16 protein-coding genes are annotated in these 21,154 nt (G+C 71.1%); 5 read left to right on the forward strand and 11 right to left on the reverse strand.

The window, feature by feature from the left end; genetic code table 11:
• Positions 1–211 precede the first annotated feature (211 nt).
• Positions 212–1,813 (forward strand): fibronectin type III domain-containing protein, encoded by a 1,602-nt coding sequence (locus EST92_RS11060; protein ID WP_216849091.1) that lies wholly within the window; start codon positions 212–214, stop codon positions 1,811–1,813.
• 157 nt (positions 1,814–1,970) lie between these two features.
• Here the strand turns inward: EST92_RS11060 and EST92_RS32565 are convergent, their stop codons facing one another.
• Positions 1,971–2,102: a hypothetical protein gene (locus EST92_RS32565; RefSeq protein WP_006602915.1), complete on the reverse strand. Its 132-nt coding sequence runs from the start codon at positions 2,100–2,102 to the stop codon at positions 1,971–1,973.
• A gap of 350 nt (positions 2,103–2,452) precedes the next feature.
• Here EST92_RS32565 and EST92_RS11065 point away from each other — a divergent pair, with 350 nt between their 5' ends.
• Positions 2,453–3,118 (forward strand): Uma2 family endonuclease, encoded by a 666-nt coding sequence (locus tag EST92_RS11065; protein WP_129280766.1) that lies wholly within the window; start codon positions 2,453–2,455, stop codon positions 3,116–3,118.
• A 65-nt stretch (positions 3,119–3,183) separates the two neighbouring features.
• Here EST92_RS11065 and pruA read toward each other — a convergent pair whose 3' ends face one another.
• Both pruA and EST92_RS11075 read right to left on the reverse strand, forming a co-directional pair.
• Positions 3,184–4,824 carry an L-glutamate gamma-semialdehyde dehydrogenase gene (gene pruA, locus EST92_RS11070; RefSeq protein WP_129280767.1) on the reverse strand — a complete coding sequence of 547 codons (1,641 nt, stop codon included), beginning with the start codon at positions 4,822–4,824 and terminating at the stop codon, positions 3,184–3,186.
• Between the two features lie 228 nt (positions 4,825–5,052).
• The gene (locus EST92_RS11075) at positions 5,053–5,979 is read right to left on the reverse strand and encodes a proline dehydrogenase family protein (protein WP_129248510.1); all 927 of its coding nucleotides are present in this window, start codon (positions 5,977–5,979) and stop codon (positions 5,053–5,055) included.
• Between the two features lie 264 nt (positions 5,980–6,243).
• On the opposite strand from EST92_RS11075, the gene EST92_RS11080 reads away from it, so the two are divergent.
• Entirely contained in the window at positions 6,244–7,599 is a 1,356-nt protein-coding gene (locus EST92_RS11080) for a PucR family transcriptional regulator (RefSeq protein WP_129280768.1), read from the forward strand.
• Positions 7,600–7,782: 183 nt separating this feature from the next.
• Entirely contained in the window at positions 7,783–8,334 is a 552-nt protein-coding gene (locus tag EST92_RS11085; protein ID WP_129280769.1) for a hypothetical protein, read from the forward strand.
• 130 nt (positions 8,335–8,464) lie between these two features.
• Here EST92_RS11085 and EST92_RS11090 read toward each other — a convergent pair whose 3' ends face one another.
• The 8 genes from EST92_RS11090 to EST92_RS11125 form a co-directional block, all read right to left on the reverse strand.
• A complete protein-coding gene (locus EST92_RS11090) occupies positions 8,465–9,058 on the reverse strand; it encodes a TetR/AcrR family transcriptional regulator (protein WP_129280770.1) in 594 nt (197 codons plus the stop codon).
• A gap of 160 nt (positions 9,059–9,218) precedes the next feature.
• A complete protein-coding gene (locus tag EST92_RS11095) occupies positions 9,219–9,896 on the reverse strand; it encodes a PRC-barrel domain-containing protein (protein ID WP_129280771.1) in 678 nt (225 codons plus the stop codon).
• A 301-nt stretch (positions 9,897–10,197) separates the two neighbouring features.
• The gene (gene serA, locus EST92_RS11100) at positions 10,198–11,790 is read right to left on the reverse strand and encodes a phosphoglycerate dehydrogenase (protein WP_129248514.1); all 1,593 of its coding nucleotides are present in this window, start codon (positions 11,788–11,790) and stop codon (positions 10,198–10,200) included.
• Between the two features lie 258 nt (positions 11,791–12,048).
• Positions 12,049–13,047 carry a ketol-acid reductoisomerase gene (gene ilvC, locus EST92_RS11105; RefSeq protein ID WP_006602924.1) on the reverse strand — a complete coding sequence of 333 codons (999 nt, stop codon included), beginning with the start codon at positions 13,045–13,047 and terminating at the stop codon, positions 12,049–12,051.
• A 102-nt stretch (positions 13,048–13,149) separates the two neighbouring features.
• Positions 13,150–13,674 (reverse strand): acetolactate synthase small subunit, encoded by a 525-nt coding sequence (gene ilvN / locus EST92_RS11110; protein ID WP_006602925.1) that lies wholly within the window; start codon positions 13,672–13,674, stop codon positions 13,150–13,152.
• A gap of 40 nt (positions 13,675–13,714) precedes the next feature.
• Positions 13,715–15,583 (reverse strand): acetolactate synthase large subunit, encoded by a 1,869-nt coding sequence (locus tag EST92_RS11115; protein WP_129280772.1) that lies wholly within the window; start codon positions 15,581–15,583, stop codon positions 13,715–13,717.
• 208 nt (positions 15,584–15,791) lie between these two features.
• Positions 15,792–18,695 (reverse strand): EAL domain-containing protein, encoded by a 2,904-nt coding sequence (locus tag EST92_RS11120; protein WP_129280798.1) that lies wholly within the window; start codon positions 18,693–18,695, stop codon positions 15,792–15,794.
• A gap of 322 nt (positions 18,696–19,017) precedes the next feature.
• A complete protein-coding gene (locus EST92_RS11125; RefSeq protein ID WP_129280773.1) occupies positions 19,018–19,980 on the reverse strand; it encodes a 2-hydroxyacid dehydrogenase in 963 nt (320 codons plus the stop codon).
• 88 nt (positions 19,981–20,068) lie between these two features.
• Between EST92_RS11125 and EST92_RS11130 the strand changes: the two genes are divergently transcribed.
• Complete coding sequence (locus EST92_RS11130) at positions 20,069–21,106, forward strand: aldo/keto reductase (protein ID WP_174243984.1); 1,038 nt, start codon at positions 20,069–20,071, stop codon at positions 21,104–21,106.
• Positions 21,107–21,154 lie beyond the last annotated feature (48 nt).

The following is a 21,154-nucleotide window of genomic DNA, read 5'->3' on the forward strand; positions in this document are numbered from 1 at the left end:
GTCAGGACCTTCAGGCCCTGGGCCACGACTTCCTGGCCGATACCGTCACCGGGGATCACTGCGAGGCGAATGCTGCGAGACATGCTGCGGACCCTACTCTCCGTCCCATTGATTGACACGTAACGTCCGCCATACGGACATAGGGAGGCGGCCACCTGCCGTTCACCCCGTGTCCCCACGGCAGTTGGATCATGCTGCGACATTCGGCGGCATGATTGGAAACGCCCGGGGGGCCGCCCCGCAGCCCTCGCACACCCCGCGCCTCGGCATACCGGAGCAGTTGGCGGCCCGGATGAGCATGCCCGAGCAGCACGACTACCTCCGTACGAAGCTGACCCGCCGGGGACTGCTGCGCACCTCGGCCGCCACCGCGGGAACGGTGGCGGGCTCCGGCCTGCTGGCCGGATCGGCCCACGCCTCCTCCCCCACCCTGCTCGCCTCCTCCGCCACCCCCACCGTCGACGGGTCCCTCGTCGCCCCCTTCGGCCGCCACCTCGCCTTCGGCGCCGACCCCAGGAGCCAGATGCGGGTGAGCTGGCAGGTGCCGTTCGCGGTCAAGCGGCCGTACGTCCGGGTGGGCCTGAAGCCCTGGGACCTGGGGCGCAAGATCGAGGCCGAGGTGCGCCCCCTGCACACCCCCTCGCTGTCCGCGAAGCTGCCGGCCGTGCAGCAGTACTACCTGCACGCCGCGCTGGACGGGCTGCAGCCGGGGACGACGTACTACTACGGGGTCGGCCACGACGGCTTCGACCCGGCCGACCCGCGGCACGTCGGAACCGTCGGCACCTTGCGCACCGCCCCGGCCCGCCCCGAGAGGTTCGTCTTCACGGCCTTCGGCGACCAGGGCGTGAGCTACCACGCCCTCGCCAACGACCAGTTGATCCTGGGTCAGAACCCGTCCTTCCACCTGCACGCGGGCGACATCTGCTACGGGGACACCGACGGCGACGGCTCCGAGCACGACGCCTACGACGCCCGGGTCTGGGACCAGTTCCTCGCCCAGACCGAGTCGGTCGCCAAGTCCGTGCCCTGGATGGTGACCACCGGCAACCACGACATGGAGGCCTGGTACTCCCCCCACGGCTACGGCGGCCAGAACGCCCGCTGGACGCTGCCCGGCAACGGCCCGGACGCCGAGAACGCCCCCGGCATCTACTCGTTCACCTACGGCAACGTCGCGGTCGTCGCCCTGGACGCCAACGACGTCTCGTACGAGATCCCCGCCAACCAGGGATACACCGGCGGCCGGCAGACCCGCTGGCTGGACCGCAGGCTGGCCGAGCTGCGCGGCACGGAGGGCATCGACTTCCTCGTCGTCTTCTTCCACCACTGCGCCTTCTCGACGACCAACTCGCACGCCTCCGAGGGCGGCGTGCGCGACGCCTGGCTGCCGCTCTTCGACAAGCACCAGGTCGACCTCGTCATCAACGGCCACAACCACGTCTACGAGCGAACCGACGCGCTCAAGGGCGGCCGGGTCACCAAGAAGATGCCGGTCGGCGAGAGCGTCGACACGGCGCGGGACGGCATCGTGTACGTGACCGCCGGCGGCGCGGGCCGGGCCCTGTACGACTTCCCCGTACCGGACAGCTACGAGGGCCACGTCAAGGACCTCGACCACGTCGACACGTACCACTGGTCGAAGGGCAAGGTGAAGACCAAGGAAACCGTGGAGTGGTCCCGGGTCCGCTACACCGGCTACTCCTTCCTCGCCGTCGAGGTCTCCCCGGGCCACCGCCCGCGGATGAAGGTCACCGCGCTCGCCGAATCCGGCGCGCGCATCGACCACTTCGAGGTGACCCGCTCCCGGTGAGCCGGTCCGCCGCTCCAGGGGCGCCCGCGATCCGGGCGCCCCGGGCGGTCAGGAGAGAAAGAGCCAGCGGGCCACGGACAGCCGGATCCGCCAGCAGCAGCGGCAGGGCATCGAGGCCGGCCTGGTCAGCACGGACCCGCTTCGTACGCGGAGCATCTCAGTGCCCGGTGGAGCCGCCGTTGTCCCGGCGGTCGAGGGCACGCTGGAGGGCGGCCGCCGCGTTCCGGCGGTCGGCGTCGTTGGTCGTCCGGACGGAGTGACGGGTCCTGCGGACGGCAGTCTCGGCCATGATTCACGTCTCCAATGCCAGAGCCCCGAGAACAAATGGGATGCGTCGATCCAGAAGCGGCCGGAAGGGGCGGGGGCCTCGGCGCCGCAGGGGTCACCTGCGCCGTGCACCGGGCCGCATCCGCCTCCGCTCGATGGAGCGGGACGATCGGCTTCCTACAACGCTAGGACAGCTCGCCCGTGATGTCTGCACAATTACTTGGGCTTCCTACTATCTGAGACGACGGGGGTGTGCTCGAACGAGTGATCCCCGGACATTCGCAGGTCGAGGACGTCCCCGGCTTCCTAGCTTGGCGGTGTCGCTTGTGCCAAAAGGCCGAGCCCGCCCACACTTAGAGGAGGTGCTGCACCATGACCGCGCTCGCGCAGGAGGCGCCCGTGACGACGTCGGAGACCACGACACCGGAGGCCACGACTCCCGGACCCGAACTGGACGAGGTCGTGTGGCAGGCATGGAAAGCCATGGAACTCCCCGAGGGCTTCCACGCCGAGATCGTCGAGGGGTCCATCGAGGTGTCGCCCACCGGACGTTTTGCACACGGTCAGATCGCCAACCGGCTCCGCCGTGCCATCGACAAGCACCTGGACAAGGGCGTACACGCCGCGTACCAGGACATGAATGTCGTCCACGATCGCAAGGTATGGATCCCCGATTGCTTCGTCGCACCGGAAGATCTCGAGGAGCATGTCACCGACGACGGTATCGGTATCAAGGCAACCGCCGTGCAGACGATCGTCGAGGTGGTCTCTCCGGGCCACGACGGCCTTGAACGCGACCGGGAACGCAAGCGCCGTGCCTACGCCCGCGCCGGCATCCCGGTCTACGTCCTCATCGACGACTACGACGACCACGGGACCGTGAGCGTGCTCACCTCGCCCCGTCCCGACGACGGGGTCTACACCAACGCGCACCATGTCGGGTACGGCACCGACGTCACCATCCCCGAAGGCCCCGCCAAGGGCTTCACCATCGGCGAGTCCATCACCGGCCCGCCGCGGGACACCCGAGACGCCTGACGCAACACCGACGGCCCGGCGCCCCCGGGGAGAGGGGTGCCGGGCCGTCGGCGTGCGCGTGGGCGTCAGCCCATGTGCGGGTAGCGGTAGTCCGTCGGCGGGACCAGGGTCTCCTTGATGGAGCGGGTGGAGGTCCAGCGCATCAGGTTCTGCTTGGCGCCGGCCTTGTCGTTGGTGCCGGACGCACGGCCGCCGCCGAAGGGCTGCTGGCCGACGACGGCGCCGGTCGGCTTGTCGTTGATGTAGAAGTTGCCCGCGGCGAAGCGCAGCTTCTCGCAGGTCGCGGCGGCCGCGGCACGGTCCTGGGCGATGACGCAACCGGTCAGGCCGTAGGCCGAGGCGGACTCCATCTGGGTGAGCATCGCGTCGTAGCCCTCGTCGGACTCGTCGTCGTAGACGTACACGCCCAGGATCGGGCCGAAGTACTCGTCCTTGAAGATCTCGTTCTCCGGGTCGGTGGAGACCAGGACCGTCGGGCGGACGAAGTAGCCCTCGCTGTCGTCGTACGTACCACCGGCCACGACCTCGACCGTCGGGTCGGCCTTGGCGCGGTCGATCGCCGCCTTGTTCTTGGCGAAGGAGCGCTCGTCGATGACCGCGCCGATGAAGTGCGACAGGTCCGAGACGTCGCCCATGGACAGGCCGTCGACCTCGGCGGCGAACTCCTCCTTGAGGCCGGAGTTCCACAGCGAGGCCGGGACGTAGGCCCGGGAGGCCGCGGAGCACTTCTGGCCCTGGAACTCGAAGGCGCCACGGGTCATGGCGGTCTTCAGCACGGAGCGGTCGGCCGAGGGGTGGGCGACGATGAAGTCCTTGCCGCCGGTCTCACCGACGAGCCGCGGGTAGGTCTTGTAGTTCTCGATGTTGTTGCCGACCGTCTTCCACAGGTGCTGGAAGGTCTTGGTCGAGCCGGTGAAGTGGATGCCCGCCAGGTCGGGGTGGGTCAGCGCCACCTCCGAGACGTCCTTGCCGTCGCCGGTGACCAGGTTGATGACGCCCTTGGGCAGCCCGGCCTCCTCCAGCAGCTGCATCAGCAGCACGGCGGCGAGGGTCTGCGTCGGGGACGGCTTCCAGACGACGACGTTGCCCATGAGGGCGGGCGCGGTCGGGAGGTTGCCGGCGATCGCGGTGAAGTTGAACGGCGTGATCGCGTAGACGAAGCCTTCGAGGGGGCGGTGGTCCGAGCGGTTCCAGACGCCCGGGGAGTTCGCCGGGGGCTGCTCGGCGAGGATCTGGCGCGCGAAGTGCACGTTGAAACGCCAGAAGTCGATGAGCTCACAGGGGGTGTCGATCTCGGCCTGCTGGGCGGTCTTGGACTGGCCGAGCATGGTGGCGGCGGCCAGCGTCTCGCGCCAGGGGCCGGAGAGCAGATCGGCGGCCTTCAGAATGATCGCGGCGCGGTCGTCGAAGGACATCGCGCGCCAGGCCGGGGCGGCGGCCAGCGCGGCGTCGACCGCGGCCTGGGCGTCGTCGACCGTGGCGTTGGCGTACGTGCCGAGGCGGGCCGAGTGGTTGTGCGGCTGCACGACGTCGAAACGCTCGCCGCCGCCCATCCGGCGCTCACCGCCGATGGTCATCGGCAGCTCGATCGGGTTGCCGGCCAGCTCCTTGAGCTTGGCCTCCAGACGGGAACGCTCCGGGCTGCCGGGTGCGTAGGTGTGGACCGGCTCGTTCACCGGCACGGGGACCTGGGTCACAGCGTCCATAGCGGCCGTGTCTCCTTCGATTTCGCTCGTCGGTTGTCGTACGTCGTGGTGCGGCCGCGGCCGCGTCGGGTGGGCGGCTGCGGGCGGCGCCGTCCGGGTGCACACCCCGGGCTTCCAGCATCCACCCGCGCCGGCCTCCGCGGGGCGGTCAGCCGCGGGTCGCCAGCGACCTCAGGCTGCGTCTCCCGGGAGGGCGACCCCCGGGCCCCCGGCCGGAGACCCTCTGCGTCAGCCGCGGGTCGCCAGCGACCTCAGGAAGAACCCGAGGTTCGCGGGGCGCTCGGCGAGCCGGCGCATGAAATATCCGTACCAGTCGGTGCCATAGGGGATGTACACCCGCATACGGTGCCCGTCGGCGACCAGCCGCTGCTGCTCCGCCTCGCGGATGCCGTACAGCATCTGGAATTCGTAGTCGGCCGGCTTGCGCCCGTTGCGGTGCGCCAGCTCCTGGCCGATGGCCACCATCCGCGGATCGTGCGACCCGATCATGGGGTAGCCCTCCCCCGCCATCAGGATCTTCAGACAGCGCACATACGCCTTGTCGACCTCCCGCTTCTCCTGGAAGGCGACGCTCGCGGGCTCCTTGTACGCGCCCTTGACCAGCCGCACCCGGGAACCTTCCCCGGCGAGCGCACGGCAGTCGTCCTCGGTGCGGAACAGGTAGGACTGCAGCACCGCGCCGGTCTGCGGGAACTGCTCCCGCAGGTCGGCGAGGATCGCGAGGGTGGAGTCGACCGTGGTGTGGTCCTCCATGTCGAGGGTCACGGTCGTACCGGCCTCGGCGGCGGCCTCGACCACCGGCCGGACGTTCTGCAGCGCCAGCTCGTGGCCGCCGGGCAGTGCCTGCCCGAAAGCGGACAGCTTGACCGACATCTCGGCCTTGACGCCGAGTCCGTGCTCCTTGAGGGCCGCGGCCAGCTGAAGGTAGGCGTCGCGGTTGCGCAGCGCCTCGGCCGGGTCGGTGATGTCCTCGCCCAGGTGGTCGAGGGTGACCTCCAGGCCGCGGGCGGCCAGCGACCGCACGGCCGCCATGGACTCGTCCAGGCGCTCACCGGCGATGAACCGGTCCACGACAGGGCGGGTGAGCGGAGCGGCCGCGACGATGCGGCGGATGCTGTCGCTGCGCGCTGCGGCGAGAAGCACGGGACCCAGCATGGGCACCTCCACGATGCAGGATGACAAGGGCCGGGCGGACACCGGAGCGGGCGAACGCGTCGGCAAGAATGAGCCACCTGAAATTTAAGGATCGCGCCACTTCCCGGCCACCGACAGGTGTCACGCCTTCGTGGTCGGGATCTCAGACAGTTGTATGAGAGTGCGGGGAAGGAGACGATGCCAGGGATGACCGTGGTGTGACGGTTGTCCAAAGGTGCCGGTGATGCCGGCGAGGTGGCGACAGGGAGAGGAGCCGGGCGGCGGATGCGGGGCGACTACCAGCAGCTCGTGGACGAGATCTCGGCGGTGCTCGGCGCCCCGGCGACGCTGGAGGACCGGGATTTCGGACTGATCGCGTTCGGGGCCCACGAGAGCGACGACGAGGTCATGGACCCGGTGCGCACCCGCTCGATCCTGCAGCGCCGCTCGTCGGCGGCCGTACGGGCCTGGTTCGAGGCGTTCGGGATCGCCCGCGCCAAGACGGCCCTGCGCATCCCGCCGGACCCGGCCGCCGGCGTCTTCAAGGGGCGGATCTGTCTGCCCGTACGCCATCGGGGCATCGTGCACGGCTACGTCTGGCTGCTGGACGACGGGCACCTGACCGACCTCGAACTGGGCGGCCGGGGCGCGCCGCCCGACCCGCGGATCGCGCAGGCGATGGAGACCGCGTCCCGGATCGGCGCACTGCTGGCCGACGAGGCCCGCGCCGGGTCCGAACTCGGCGAACTGCTCCGGGAGTTGCTGGACGCGCCGGCCGCCGGGCGGCCGGCCGCGGCGGCCGCGCTGCGCGACGCACTCCGGGACAGCCTGCGCTTCACCCCGGGCGCCCCGCTCACCGTCGTCGCCGTACTGCCCTGGGACACCTCGGACACCGACACCGCGCCGCTGCCGGGCCTGCCGGGCCTGCTGGCCGCGTGCGCCCTGCCCGCGGGCGGCGGCCCGGAAGGCCCGGCAGCGGACGGGACGCGGGCCGCCCCACCCGGCACGGGAGACGGCGGCCGCTCCGGCGCCACTGACCGTCCGCGGCCCGCGGCCGCCGTCCCCTCCCTGGCCGCGCTGGTACGGCTGCGCGCGCCGGGGGCGCTCGCCCCGGCCCATGCGGTGGCCGAGCATCTGCTGCGCTCCCCGCGGGCGGGCGCGAGCCCGGCCGGGGCGTCGGCGCGGGGTGGCCCGGCGGGCGGCGGCGGCGCCGGGCAGCCCGCGCCGCTCGGGCCGGGCGCGGCCGGAATCGGCGCCGGCACCAGCGAGTTGACCGCACTACCGGACACCTGGCGGGAAGCGCTGGACGCGGCCCGCGCGGTCCGCGCCGAGCCCCGGCTGGGCCCGGTCACCCGGTGGGACGCCATCGGCGCGTACCGCATGCTGACCACCCTGCCGAAGGCCGCGCCCGACCCGGTCATCGGCCCGCTGCTGACCCCCGCACACGCCGAACTCGCGCGCACCGCCGAGGTGTTCCTCGACTGCGCGGGCCAGGCGAGCCGGACCGCGCAGGTCCTGGGCATCCACCGCCAGACGCTCTACTACCGCCTGGGCCGGGTGGAGAAGCTCACCGGCCTCGACCTGGGCGACGGGGAGCACCGGCTGCTGCTGCACATGGCGCTCAAGGCGGCGCGGCTGTGAGCCCGGTGTAGCCAGACGCCCAGCACCCCCGGGGGCGGTCCGTTCTCGTCCTCGTGTACGAGGTTCACCATTCCCGGCGCCCCGCCCACGCGGGGCGTGCCAGTTGTCCGGATTCGCGTATTGCCCACCGAGGCCACGGCTGCCAGGCTCGCCGCATCCACCCACCCGAACGGGGGGACACCCATGTCCCGGTTCGCCACGATCCGCCACGCCCTGACCGCGACCGCGCTCGCCGCATCCACCCTCACCGTCGCCACCCCGGCGGCCACCGCCGCGCCCGCCACCTGCTCTCCCAACTGGAAGCAGCAGGGTGCCGCCGGGAACGTCTACCTCCACGACGACACCACCAACACCACCACCTACGTCGGCCAGGTCGCCGAGGAGTACGACTACTGCGGCCACGTCCGCTCACACTTCCAGTGGTCGTACTGGTTCCGCACGCAGGCCCATCGCGGCGTCACCGGAGCGTGGGACAGCACCTTCCTGGCCAGCAAGTCCGGCTATAACGACCAGACGTGGAACGTCGGCTCCCTGGATGCCGCCGACGTGTACGCCCCCAGCGCGTCCGGCCGGTCGATCTGGGACGACTCCTTCATCACGTGGACCTCCAGCACCGAGGTCCGCTTCACCTTCTGGAACGGCACCAGTTACTGCGACGCCCGCTCGGACACGCACGACTACCACGGCACCAACCTGGGCGGCGCCCGCCCGTGCACCGTCTCGTACAGCTCCTGAGCCGCCCCCGGCACGGAAACGGGCGCACCCGCAGACACTCGGGTGCGCCCGGCCGGCAGACGGCCGCGAAGCGGCTGTTTTCGCGGAGGCACCGGGGCTGCGTCCCCGCCGCGCGCCGCCCCGCCGGGTGTCAGGCCGGCCCCGGCACCTCGCCCGTGGTGACCCGGCGCAGCGCGGTGGCGAGGTCCTGGCCGGTGGGCATCCGGTCCGGGGTGAGCAGCGACTGGACCATCAGGCCGGTGAGCAGGGCCCGGTAGAAGGAGCCGACGACGCGCACCGTCTCCGCATCGGCTTCGGTGTCCGGCACCCCGTCGAACGCCGCGACGAGTTCCTCGCCGCCCTCCGGCAGCACCTCGGCGATGGCCTCGCGCAGCCCCGCGTCGCGCGGCAGCAGGCCCAGCACCTCGACCTGCGCGGCGATGAACTGCGGTTCCGTGGCGATCCGTTGCAGGACCCGGTCCCAGACGGCGGCGAACCGGTCCAGCGGGTCCGCATCCCGCGCCTCCTCGTCGCCGGCCGGCATCCGGGCGAGGCCCGCGCCCCACTCCTCGGTGGACGCGATGACCGCCTGGCGCATCAGGGCGTCCTTGGAGCCGTAGTGGTAGCCGATGGAGGCGAGGTTGGCGCCGGAGGCGGCCACGATGTCGCGGGCGGTGGTGCGCGCATAGCCCTTCTCCAGGAGACAGCGTTTGGCGCCCTCCAGGAGATCTTCACGGTGTCCCATGAAGGGAGCCTATCGCTGCGCATACGCTCGTACCAGACGTACGTATGAGACGTCCGTACATGCGCCACCAGCCGCCGCGCCGTCCTGGCGATGTGCGGGCGGAGGCCGCATGCTCGACCGCGGCCTCCGCCGCTCCCCCGGCCCGGGGCACCCCACCCGGTTACCGGAGCCGGTCCGGCCCGGACCCCTCTCCCGGGTCCGTGCCCTCGTCCGTCTCGGGCGTCTGCTCCGTGCCGCGCCGGGCGTCCTTGTCGTCCGGGCCCGACGGCCCCGACCGCGTCCCGGCGCCCGCCCCGGCCAGCGGCCCGTCGACCAGCTTGTTGCGCTCACCGGGCGGCCGCCCCGGGGAGCCACCGCCCGCCGTGGGCCGCCCCCCGGCGTCCTTCGTTCCGGCCGCGCCCGCACCGGATGCCGTGCCCGCCGCGTCGGTGCCCGGGGCGGCCGCGGTGCCGGACGCCGTGTCGGCGGCCGGTGCCTCCCCGGCGGCGTCCTCCGGTCCGCCCGGGCCGGACGCGCCCGGCCGGGGCATCCCGTAGTGGCGATAGAGCTCGGTCTCCTCGGAGGGATCGAGATGGCCGTCGACGTCGATCCGCGGCGCCGCCTTGATGGTGTGCTTGTCGTGCGGAACATGCAGTTCGTCGCCGGTCCGGCGGGCCCCGGCGAGCGGCACGAAGGTCTCCTTCATGCCGAACAGCCCGGTACGCACCGTGATCCACTCGGGCTCGTTGGTGGCATCGTCCCGGTAGACCTGCTGGACCTTGCCCACCTTCGTACCGTCCGCGTCGACCACCTGCAGACCGGTCAGGCTCTGCGGGGCGTCACCCAGAGGTGCATTCATGGCGTCCGCTCTCCTTCCGCACGCACCGGCCGGGGCACGCGCAGTACCCATTGCGCGACGCGCACCTCACCGCAGCGACTCGGGAGGACCGCCGCCCCGGGTCGACGGCGGCCCCACGGCGACGCTTCCGGCCTCCACGCCCCCACCCTCCGATACGCCATTCGGGTGAACGGCAGGCCCGTCGGAGATCACCGGGCGCCGGGTCGCGCACCACCGCCGCGCCCGTACGATGTCGGCACGCCAACGGGCCCGCACTCCGCCGAAGCGGAATACGGGCCCGTTGACCTGCGAAAAGCTACGATCAGTCGCCGAGGTTCACCGCACGCACCGAGGTCGCGCCGATCTCCTCGCCGATCTCGGCGAGCACGTTCGGCGGAATGGTGTCGTCGACGGTCAGCGCGACCAGCGCCTCGCCACCGACATCGGCCCGGGAGACCTGCATCCCGCCGATGTTGACGCCCGCCTCGCCCAGGATCCGGCCGACGGTGCCGACGACACCGGGGCGGTCGCTGTAGCGCATGAAGGCCATGTGGTCGGCGAGCGACAGGTCGATGGAGTGCTCACCGACCGCGACGATCTTCTGGATGTTCTTGTGACCGGACAGCGTGCCGGAGATCGACACCTCGTCGCCGCCCGCGAGGGTGCCGCGCACGGTCACCACATTGCGGTGCTCGGGCGACTCGCTGCTGGTCGTCAGCCGCACCTCGACGCCGCGCTCCTGCGCGAACAGCGGGGCGTTGACGTACGACACGGTCTCGTCGACGACGTCCTCGAAGACGCCCTTGAGCGCGGAGAGTTCCAGCACCTTCACATCGTGCTGGGTGATCTCGCCGTACACCTCGACGTCCAGCCGCATCGCGACCTCGCCGGCCAGCGCGGTGAAGATCCGACCGAGCCGCTCGGCCAGCGGCAGACCCGGCTTGACGTCCTCTGCGATCACTCCGCCCTGGACGTTGACCGCGTCCGGCACCAGCTCACCGGCGAGCGCGAGCCGCACCGACTTGGCGACCGCGATACCGGCCTTCTCCTGCGCCTCACCGGTCGACGCCCCCAGGTGCGGGGTGGCGACGACCTGGTCGAACTCGAACAGCGGGGAGTCCGTGCAGGGCTCGACGGCGTAGACGTCCAGGCCCGCGCCGGCCACCCGGCCCTCCTTGAGCGCGGTGGCCAGCGCCGCCTCGTCGACGATCCCGCCGCGCGCGGCGTTGACGATCCGGACCGACGGCTTGACCTTGTTCAGCGCCTCGTCGCCGATGAGGCCGACGGTCTCGGGCGTCTTGGGGAGGTGCACGGTGATGAAGTCGGAGACCGCGAGCAGCTCGTCGAGGGTCAGCAGCTTGACGCCCATCTGCGCAGCACGGGCCGGCTGGACGTAGGGGTCGTAGGCGACGACCTTCATGCCGAACGCCGACATCCGCTGGGCGACCAGGACGCCGATCCGGCCGAGGCCGACCACGCCGAGGGTCTTCTCGCTGAGCTCGACGCCGGTGTACTTGCTGCGCTTCCACTCGCCGTTCTTCAGGGCGGTGTTGGCCTGCGGGATGTTGCGGGCCGTGGCGACCAGCAGACCGCAGGCGAGTTCGGCGGCGGTGACGATGTTGGAGGTCGGGGCGTTGACGACCATCACGCCGGCCTTGGTGGCGGCAGAGACGTCGACGTTGTCCAGGCCCACGCCCGCGCGGGCGACGACCCGCAGCTTCTTGGCGGCGGCGATGGCCTCGGCGTCGATCTTCGTCGCACTGCGCACGAGGACGGCGTCGACATCGACGATCGCGGGGAGCAGCTCGGCGCGGTCCGCGCCGTTGCAGTGCCGGATCTCGAAGTCCGGCCCGAGGGCGTCGACGGTGGCGGGCGACAGTTCTTCGGCGATGAGTACGACAGGTTTCGAGCTCACGTGGTCTTCAGTCCTCACTAGTCCTTCGCGGACGGCCGTCCCGACGGCCGAAGGCGGTGAAGGGGGAAAGCCGCGTGGAAGACGCACGACGCTGTGAGCCTGACGCGCTTGTGCAATGCAGTGTAGTGGCGGTGGGGGGTTCGTCCTGCGCCGCTGCGGAAGGGTCACCCGTGCGTGGTTCCACGCGGCGGACAAGGCGCCGCCCCTCGGCGCGACGGACGGGGGCCACGGCCTGCGCCGCGGCCCCCTGTCCCTGGCTTACGCCTCGTCGTCCACCCAGCTCATGAGCTTGCGGAGCTTCTTGCCGGTGGTCTCCAGCAGGTGGTCCTCGTCGGCCTTCTTGTACTCGTTGTACTTCGGCAGACCGGCGTTGTACTCGGCCATCCAGTTGTTGGCGAAGGTGCCGTCCTGGATCTCGGCGAGCACCTTCTTCATCTCGGCCTTGGTCTGGTCGGTGATGATGCGGGGGCCGGTGACGTAGTCGCCCCACTCGGCGGTCTCGGAGACCGACCAGCGCATCTTCTCCAGGCCGCCCTCGTACATGAGGTCCACGATCAGCTTCAGCTCGTGGAGGCACTCGAAGTACGCGATCTCCGGCTGGTAGCCCGCCTCGACCAGGGTCTCGAAGCCGGCCTTGACCAGCGCCGAGGCGCCACCGCAGAGCACGGCCTGCTCACCGAACAGGTCGGTCTCGGTCTCCTCGGTGAAGGTGGTCTTGATGACGCCGGCGCGGGTGCCGCCGATGCCCTTGGCGTACGAGAGCGCCAGCGCGAAGGCCTTGCCGGACGCGTCCTGCTCGACGGCCGCGATGCACGGCACGCCGCGGCCCTCCTCGTACTGGCGGCGCACGAGGTGGCCCGGGCCCTTGGGGGCGACCATGCACACGTCGACATTGGCCGGGGCCTTGATGAAGCCGAAGCGGACGTTCAGGCCGTGGCCGAAGAACAGCGCGTCGCCGTCCTTGAGGTGGTCCTTGATGGACTCCTCGTAGACCTTGGCCTGGATCGGGTCCGGCACCAGGATCATGATGACGTCGGCCTCGGCCGCCGCCTCGGCCGGCGTGACCACACGCAGGCCCTGCTCCTCGGCCTTGGCCTTGGACTTGGAACCCTCGTGCAGACCGACGCGCACATCGACGCCCGAGTCACGCAGCGACAGCGCGTGGGCGTGGCCCTGGCTGCCGTAGCCGATGACCGCGACCTTGCGGTTCTGGATGATGGACAGGTCGGCATCGTCGTCGTAGAACAGCTCGGCCACTTCGGGTCTCTCCTTGGATCTAGCGGGTGCCCACACAGTACGTCGGGCGGGGCGGGGAAGGGCGGTGGGTCTCGCCATGCGGTCCATGTGACCGCGGCGGGGTCAGGCGGAACGGTCCAGGGCCCGCAGCGAGCGGTCGGTGATGGACCGGGCGCCGCGGCCTATGGCGATCGTGCCGGACTGGACGAGTTCCTTGATGCCGAACGGCTCCAGCATCTTGAGCATCGCCTCCAGCTTCTCACTCGACCCGGTGGCCTCGATGGTGACGGCCTCCGGGGAGACATCCACGGTCTTGGCGCGGAAGAGCTGGACGATCTCGACGATCTGCGAGCGGGTCTCGTTGTCGGCGCGGACCTTCACCAGGACCAGCTCGCGCTGGATCGCGGAGCCCGGCTCCAGCTCGACGATCTTCAGGACGTTGACGAGCTTGTTGAGCTGCTTGGTGACCTGCTCCAGCGGCAGCGACTCGACGCTGACCACGATGGTGATGCGGGAGATGTCGGGGTGCTCGGTGACCCCGACCGCGAGCGAGTCGATGTTGAAGCCGCGCCGGGAGAACAGGGCGGCGATCCGGGCGAGAATGCCGGGCGTGTTCTCCACCAGAACGGAGAGCGTGTGCTTGGACATGGTCTTCTCTCTTTTTCCGTGCGTCCGTGTCGTCCTGGGATCAGTCGTCTTCGTTGTCGCCGAAGTCGGGACGCACGCCCCGGGCGGCCATGACCTCGTCGTTGGAGGTCCCGGCGGCGACCATCGGCCACACCTGGGCGTCCTCGTGGACGATGAAGTCGATCACGACCGGGCGGTCGTTGATGGCATTGGCCTTGGCGATGACCGCGTCCAGCTCGGCCGGGTCCTCGCAGCGCATCGCGACGCAGCCCATCGCCTCGGACAGCTTCACGAAGTCCGGGACGCGGGTGCCACCGCTGGCCTTGCCCGCCGTCACGAGCCCGTTGGACTCGGGGCCGGAGTGCAGCACGGTGTTGGAGTAGCGCTGGTTGTAGAAGAGGGTCTGCCACTGGCGGACCATGCCCAGCGCGCCGTTGTTGATGATCGCGACCTTGATCGGGATGTTGTTCAGCGCGCAGGTGACCAGCTCCTGGTTGGTCATCTGGAAGCAGCCGTCGCCGTCGATCGCCCAGACCGTACGGTCCGGCTGCCCGGCCTTGGCGCCCATGGCGGCGGGCACGGCGTAGCCCATCGTGCCGGCGCCACCGGAGTTCAGCCAGGTCGAGGGCTTTTCGTAGTCGATGAAGTGGGCGGCCCACATCTGGTGCTGGCCGACGCCCGCGGCGTAGACGGTGTCGGCCGGGGCGAGCTCGCCGATCCGCTGGATGACCTGCTGCGGGGAGAGGCTGCCGTCCTCCGGCAGGTCGTAGCCCAGCGGGTAGGTCTCCCGCCAGCGGTTGAGGTCCTTCCACCAGGCGCTGTAGTCGCCCCGGTGGCCGGCGTCGTGCTCGGCCTGGACGGCGACGATCAGATCGGCGATGACCTCGCGGGCGTCACCGACGATCGGCACGTCCGCGGCACGGTTCTTGCCGATCTCCGCCGGGTCGATGTCCGCGTGCACGACCTTGGCGTACGGCGCGAAGGAGTCCAGCTTGCCGGTGACCCGGTCGTCGAAGCGGGCGCCGAGGGTGATCAGCAGGTCCGACTTCTGCAGTGCGGTGACGGCGGTGACCGAGCCGTGCATGCCGGGCATGCCCACGTGCTGCGGGTGGCTGTCGGGGAAGGAGCCCAGCGCCATCAGGGTGGTGGTGACGGGGGCGCCGGTCAGCTCGGCGAGCACCTTCAGCTCGGTGGTGGCGCCGGCCTTCATCACCCCGCCGCCGACGTAGAGGACCGGGCGCTTGGACTCGACGATCAGCCGGGCGGCCTCGCGGATCTGCTTGGCGTGCGGCTTGGTCACCGGGCGGTAGCCGGGGAGCTCGGTGTGCGGCGGCCAGGCGAAGGTGGTCTGCGCCTGGAGCGCGTCCTTGGCGATGTCGACCAGGACCGGGCCGGGCCGGCCGGTGGCCGCGATGTGGAACGCCTCGGCGATCGTCCGGGGGATCTCGGCGGGGTCGGTGACCAGGAAGTTGTGCTTGGTGATCGGCATCGTGATGCCGCAGATGTCCGCCTCCTGGAAGGCGTCCGTACCGATCGCCTTGGACGCGACCTGGCCGGTGATCGCCACCAGCGGGACGGAGTCCATGTGGGCGTCGGCGATCGGGGTGACGAGGTTGGTGGCACCCGGGCCCGAGGTCGCCATACAGACGCCGACCCTGCCGGTGGCCTGCGCGTATCCCGTGGCGGCATGGCCGGCGCCCTGCTCGTGGCGCACCAGGACGTGCCGGACCTTCGAGGAGTCCATCATCGGGTCGTACGCAGGAAGGATCGCGCCGCCGGGAATGCCGAACACGGTGTCGGCCCCGACCTCCTCGAGCGAACGGATCAGCGACTGCGCGCCCGTGACGTGCTCGACGGCGGGCTGCTGCGGTCCGCCGGAGGTACGGGCCCGCGGCTGCGGATGGTGGGCCCCGGAGGCCTGCTCGGTCATCTGCGTCTCTTCTCGAAGCTGAGGGTTTTGACGGATTTGTGAGGTTGCTGTGCAACAAAAAACCCCCCGTGCCAAGTGGCAAGCGAGGGGAGCGCGTCGGTGCGGTTAGCCGGGTTTCGTCAGTGACCCGGCCTCAGCCGACGCGCTTTCCAAGTACGAGAATTCGGGTGCGCATGGCACAGACCCTCCCCCCGCCGTGCACCGGGTGTCAAGTGGGTGGGACGGAGGTCTCACTATTTGAGCGCAATGGCGGATGCACGAGCGATTCCGGGCCCGACGGGCCGCCCTGTCGTGCGGGCAGTCCGCTGCCGGTGAGCACCACCGCCCGGCCCTGGACCGCGAGGTCCGGCACCGGATAGTGGGCGTGCGTCAGGGACCGCCGCAGCCGGTGTTCGTCGAGCGGCCCGGAGAAGGCCGTGCCCATGCCGTGGGTGCAGCCCATCGAGCGCAGCGCGAGCACCTGCTCGGGCAGGTCGACGCCGTCCGCGACGGACTGCATGCCCAGGTCTCCCGCGATCCGCAGCAGCCCTGCGGTGATCTTGTGCAGCCGGGCGGACTCCACCACGCCGTCGACCAGCCCGCGGTCCAGCCGCAGGACGTCGACGGGGAGCCGGCGCAGCGCGCTGATCGCGGCGACTCCGCTGCCGAAGCCGTCCAGGGCGATCCGTACGCCGAGCCGGCGCAGCGCGACCAGCCGGCGCTCCAGGTCGTCCAGCGGAATGCGCGGATCGCTTTCGGACAGCTCCAGGACGAGCGCGCGCGAGGGCAGGCCGTGCCGGGTGAGCAGCGACTCCACGCCCTTGGGGGACAGCGCCTGGTCCAGCAGCCGCCGGGCCGGGAGCCGGACCGCGACCGGGACCGGATAGCCGGCGCGGTGGCGGGCCGACGCCTGCTCGACGGCCGCCTCCAACTGCCAGCGGTCCAGCTCCGCGGCACGGTCGCCGTCGTCCTCCGTGAAGCGTCCGCGGTCGCCGACCCGCAGGAACTCCGCGGGGGTGAAGAAGATCCCCTGGGCGGAGCGCCAGCGGGCGTGCGCCGCGACCGCGGTGACCCGTCCGCTCGACAGCTCCACCACCGGCTGGTGCAGCAGCGAGAAGGCGCCGTCGTGCAGCGCCGTACGGAGCTTGGTGGCGAGCTCGGCACGGTGTGCCACCTCGGTCTGCATCTGCGGGGCGTACAGCTCCACCCGGCCCTTGCCGGCCTGCTTGGCGCGGTACATCGCGAGGTCCGCGTTGCGCAGCAGGCCCGCGGGGCTGACACCGGGCTCGGCAAAGGCCACACCGATGCTGGCCGCCACCCGCACCTCACGGCCGTCGATGCGGTACGGCTCGGAGAGCCGGATGCGCAGCCGGTCGGCGATCTCGTGGATCCGGAACTCGCGGGCGGCAGGGTCGCGGGTGCCGTCGCCGGTGATCAGCGCGGCGAACTCGTCGCCGCCCAGCCGGGCCGCTATGTCCCCGGCGCGCACCGAGTCACCGAGCCGGCGGGCGGCCTGGATCAGCAGCTCGTCGCCGGCCTGGTGGCCGATGGTGTCGTTGACCTGCTTGAAGCCGTCGAGGTCGATGTAGAGCACGGCGGTGTCGTGGTCGCTGGCGCGGCGGCCGGTGACGGCCTGGGTGACGCGTTCGGTGAACAGGGCGCGGTTGGGCAGGTCGGTGAGCGCGTCGTGCGAGGCGTTGTGCTGGAGCTGGGCCTGCAGCCGGACGCGTTCGGTGACATCGCGGGAGTTGAAGATCAGGCCGCCGTGATGGCGGTTGACCGTGGACTCGACGTTCAGCCAGCCGTCGCCCCCGGAGCGCTGCTCGCCGGCGCGGAAGCGGCACTCGATCCGGGTGGTCGGTTCGTCCTCGGGGGCGGCGGCGAGGAATCTGCGGACCTCGTGCACCACCCGGCCCAGGTCCTCGGGGTGGATCAACGACGCCAGTTCGGAGCCGACCAGCTCCTCGGCGTCGCGCCCGTAGACACCGGCGGCGGCCGGGCTGACGTAGCGCAGCACGCCGGTCGGGGCGGCGATCATGATGACGTCGCTGGAGCCCTGCACCAGGGAGCGGAAGTGGTTCTCCTTCTGCGCCAGCTCCTGGGTGAGGGTGATGTTGTCGAGCAGCATGATGCCCTGGCGGACGACCAGCGCGAGGACGACCGTGCAGCCGGTGAACAGCACCACGCGGTCGATGCGCCGCCCGTCCAGGACGTTGGTGAGGATGCCCAGGGTGCAGACGGCGGCGGCGAGATACGGGGTCAGTGCGGCGAGCGAGCCGGCGATGGGACGGCTGCCGTGCGGCGGGACCCGGCGCGCGGCGGGCCTGGTCTCCTCCTGGGTGGGCTCGTCGCCCGCGCGACGGGCGACCCAGGGCGCGTACGCGAGCAGTATCGAGCCGGCGAACCATCCGGCGTCCAGGATCTGGCCGGAGCGGTAGTGCTCGCGCAGCAGCGGGGAGCTGAACAGGGCGTCGCACAGCACCGTCAGCGCCAGGGCCGCGACCGCGGTGTTGATCGCCGAGCGGTGCACCGAGGAGCGCCGGAAGTGCAGCACGAGCACCATGCTCACCAGCACGATGTCCAGCAGCGGATAGGCCAGCGACAGCGCGCTCTGCGCCACGCTGCGGCCCTGGAAATGGGCGGTGTGGGCGAGCGCGAGGCTCCATGAGAGGGTGACCAGCGACCCGGCAATCAGCCAGGAGTCGAGCCCCAGACAGACCCAACCGGCCCTGGTGACCGGCCTCTTGGCGAGCACCAGCAGACCGACGATGGCGGGTGGCGCGAACAGCAGGAAGCAGAAGTCGGCCAGGCAGGGGCTGGGTACCGCGGTCCCCATGATGACCTCGTACCAGCCCCATACGCCGTTGCCGAGGCCGGCCATCCCGGAGGAGGCGGCGAACAGCATCCAGGCCGGGCGGAAGCGGGTGCGGCGCTTGCGGGCGTACAGACCGCAGGAGACGGCCGCCAGCAGGGCGGCGAAGCTGAGGCCGAAGTCCCCCATGAACGCCGCGACTTCGGGCGACCCCCAGCCGAAGGCGGCGCCGACGGCATAGCCGCCGCAGAGCACGGCGAGGACGATCTGCGGCACCGCGCTCGGCGGATTGCCTGCCGGCGCCGGCGGCCGGGAGAGCATCGCCCCGGGGGCGCTCACCGGATTCTCCTGCTCACCCGTACCGGGCGGCGGCGCGAGCGGCACTCCTGGGGGCCTCGCAGTATTCCCGCGGGCGCTCGTGGATCGTGCTTCTCGCGAATCGTCCATCGGCCGTACATCGCCCGTCGCCCCCCTCGAGTCCCGGATCCTTCGCACGCGCCGTGTCGCTCCCGGCGTCGTCCCCGCTCGGACGATACACCAGTTCCGTCACTCAGGGACATAGTGTCTCTACGGAGCGTGACTGTGGACGGAATTTGCATACTCCCCGCAGTCTTACGGACTCGTAGCGCTACCCGCGACCGCTTCAGCCGGCGGTGGCGACCACGTTCCGCAGGGGCTCGCCGGCCGCGAAAAGCGTCAACTGATCACGCAGCAGCCGCTTCGCACGGGGCAGAAAAGCAGAGCTGGGGCCGCCGACGTGTGGAGTGAGGAGCACGCCGGGAGCGTGCCACAACGGATGCCCGGCGGGCAGGGGTTCCGGATCGGTGACATCGAGCGCCGCACGCAGCCGCCCGGACCGGAGTTCGGCGAGTAGCGCCGCGGTGTCGACGATCCCGCCGCGTGCGACGTTCACCAGCAGTGCGCCGTCCTTCATCCGTGCCAGGAAATCGCTTCCGACCAGGCCACGCGTCGCTTCGGTGAGCGGAGTCGCCAGCACGACGACGTCCGCATCGGGCAGGAGGGCGGACAGGTCGGAGAGTGGATGCACAGGGCCGCGCACAGTGTCACGCGCGGTGCGTGCGATGCGCGCCACCCGCGCACACTCAAAAGGTGTGAGCCGGTCTTCGATGGCACTGCCGATCGAACCATAGCCCACAATGAGGACCGATTTGTCGGCAAGCGCCGGCCGGACGTCCGGCCGCCACTCCCCCGCGTCCTGGCTCCGTACGAAGTCGGGAACGCCGCGCAGCGCCGCGAGGATCAGCGTGAGCGCGAGCTCGGCGGTGCTGGCGTCGTGCAGTCCGCGGGCGTTGCACAGTTGGGTGCCCGACGGCATCCGGGACAGCCCCGGCAGCATGTCGTCGACACCGGCCGTGAGGGTCTGTACCACCCGCACCCGGCTCATCCGGGACAGCGGGCGCAGGCTCATCTCCGCGCCCTTCATATAGGGGACCACATAGAAAACGCAGCGGCCCGGATCGGCCGGGAAGTCGAGGCCGGCGTCCCAGTGGAGATAGCGGAGACCGGCGGGGAGGCCCTCGATCCCTTCGGGCGGGATCGGGAGCCATACGTCGTGCACATCGGTGCGCTGGTCTGCGGTTGCCATGACCGCAGGCTATGCGAAGAGATGTTCTGCTCAGACGTTAGTTTGGTCTGGCCCTTGACCGGGGGCGAGGGGATGGAGGCACAACCAGGTGGAGCGCAGGACAATCGGTGCGGCGGCCCTCGAAGTGGGCGCCATCGGACTCGGCTGTATGCCGATGAGCTGGGGGTACACCGAGTCGCAGCGCAGCTTGGACAGCTCGCTGCGGGCCGTGCACACCGCGCTGGACCGGGGGTGCAGCCTGCTCGACACCGCCGACATGTACGGCCCGTTCACCAATGAGCTGCTGGTGGGGCGGGTGCTCAAGGAGCGGCGGGCGGAGGCGTTCGTCTCGACCAAGTGCGGTCTGCTGGTGGGGGAAGCGCACATCGTCGCCAACGGGCGGCCCGGCTACGTCCGGCGGGCCTGCGACGCCTCGCTGCGGCGGCTGCAGACCGACCGTATCGACCTCTACCAGCTGCACCGGGCCGATCCCGAGGTGCCCATCGAGGAGACCTGGGGGGCGATGGCGGAGCTGGTGGCGGCCGGGAAGGTGCGGTCGCTGGGGCTGTGTGCGGTGGGCGCGCGGGCGGTACGGCCGGCCCGCGCGGCCCGTAGGGAGCGGCGGCCGGCCGGCGGCGGGCCGCGGCGCTCCCGGATGCACGACGGCACGCTGGCCCAACTGGAGCGCATCCAGCAGGTGTTCCCCGTCAGCAGTGTGCAGGCCGAGCTGTCGGTGTGGTCGCCGGAGGCGCTGGAGGCGCTGCTGCCGTGGTGCGAGTCGCGGGGTGTCGGCTTCCTGGCGGCGATGCCGCTGGGCAACGGCTACCTGACCGGCACCCTCACCCCGGGGCAGGGGTTCGAGCCGGAGGACATAAGGGCCCGTCACCCGCGCTTCACCGCCGAGATGATGGCCGCGAACCAGCCGGTGGTGGCCGGGCTGCGCCGGGTCGGCGCGCGGCACGGTGCGACGCCGGGGCAGGTGGCGCTGGCGTGGGTGCTGGCACAGGGCCGGCATGTCGTCCCGGTGCCGGGCACGAAGAAGGAGCGCTGGGCCGCGCAGAACGCCAAGGCCGCAGCGCTGACGCTCACCCTCGAGGACCTGGCGGAGATCGCCGTGCTGCCGCCGGCGCGCGGGTCCTGGTATTAGGCCTTCCGCCCCCGGTCCATCGGACGGGCCATGGCAGCTCCGCCGCGC

The sequence above is a fragment of the Streptomyces sp. TM32 genome, assembly GCF_004122755.1.
Taxonomy (GTDB): Bacteria; Actinomycetota; Actinomycetes; order Streptomycetales; family Streptomycetaceae; genus Streptomyces; species Streptomyces sioyaensis.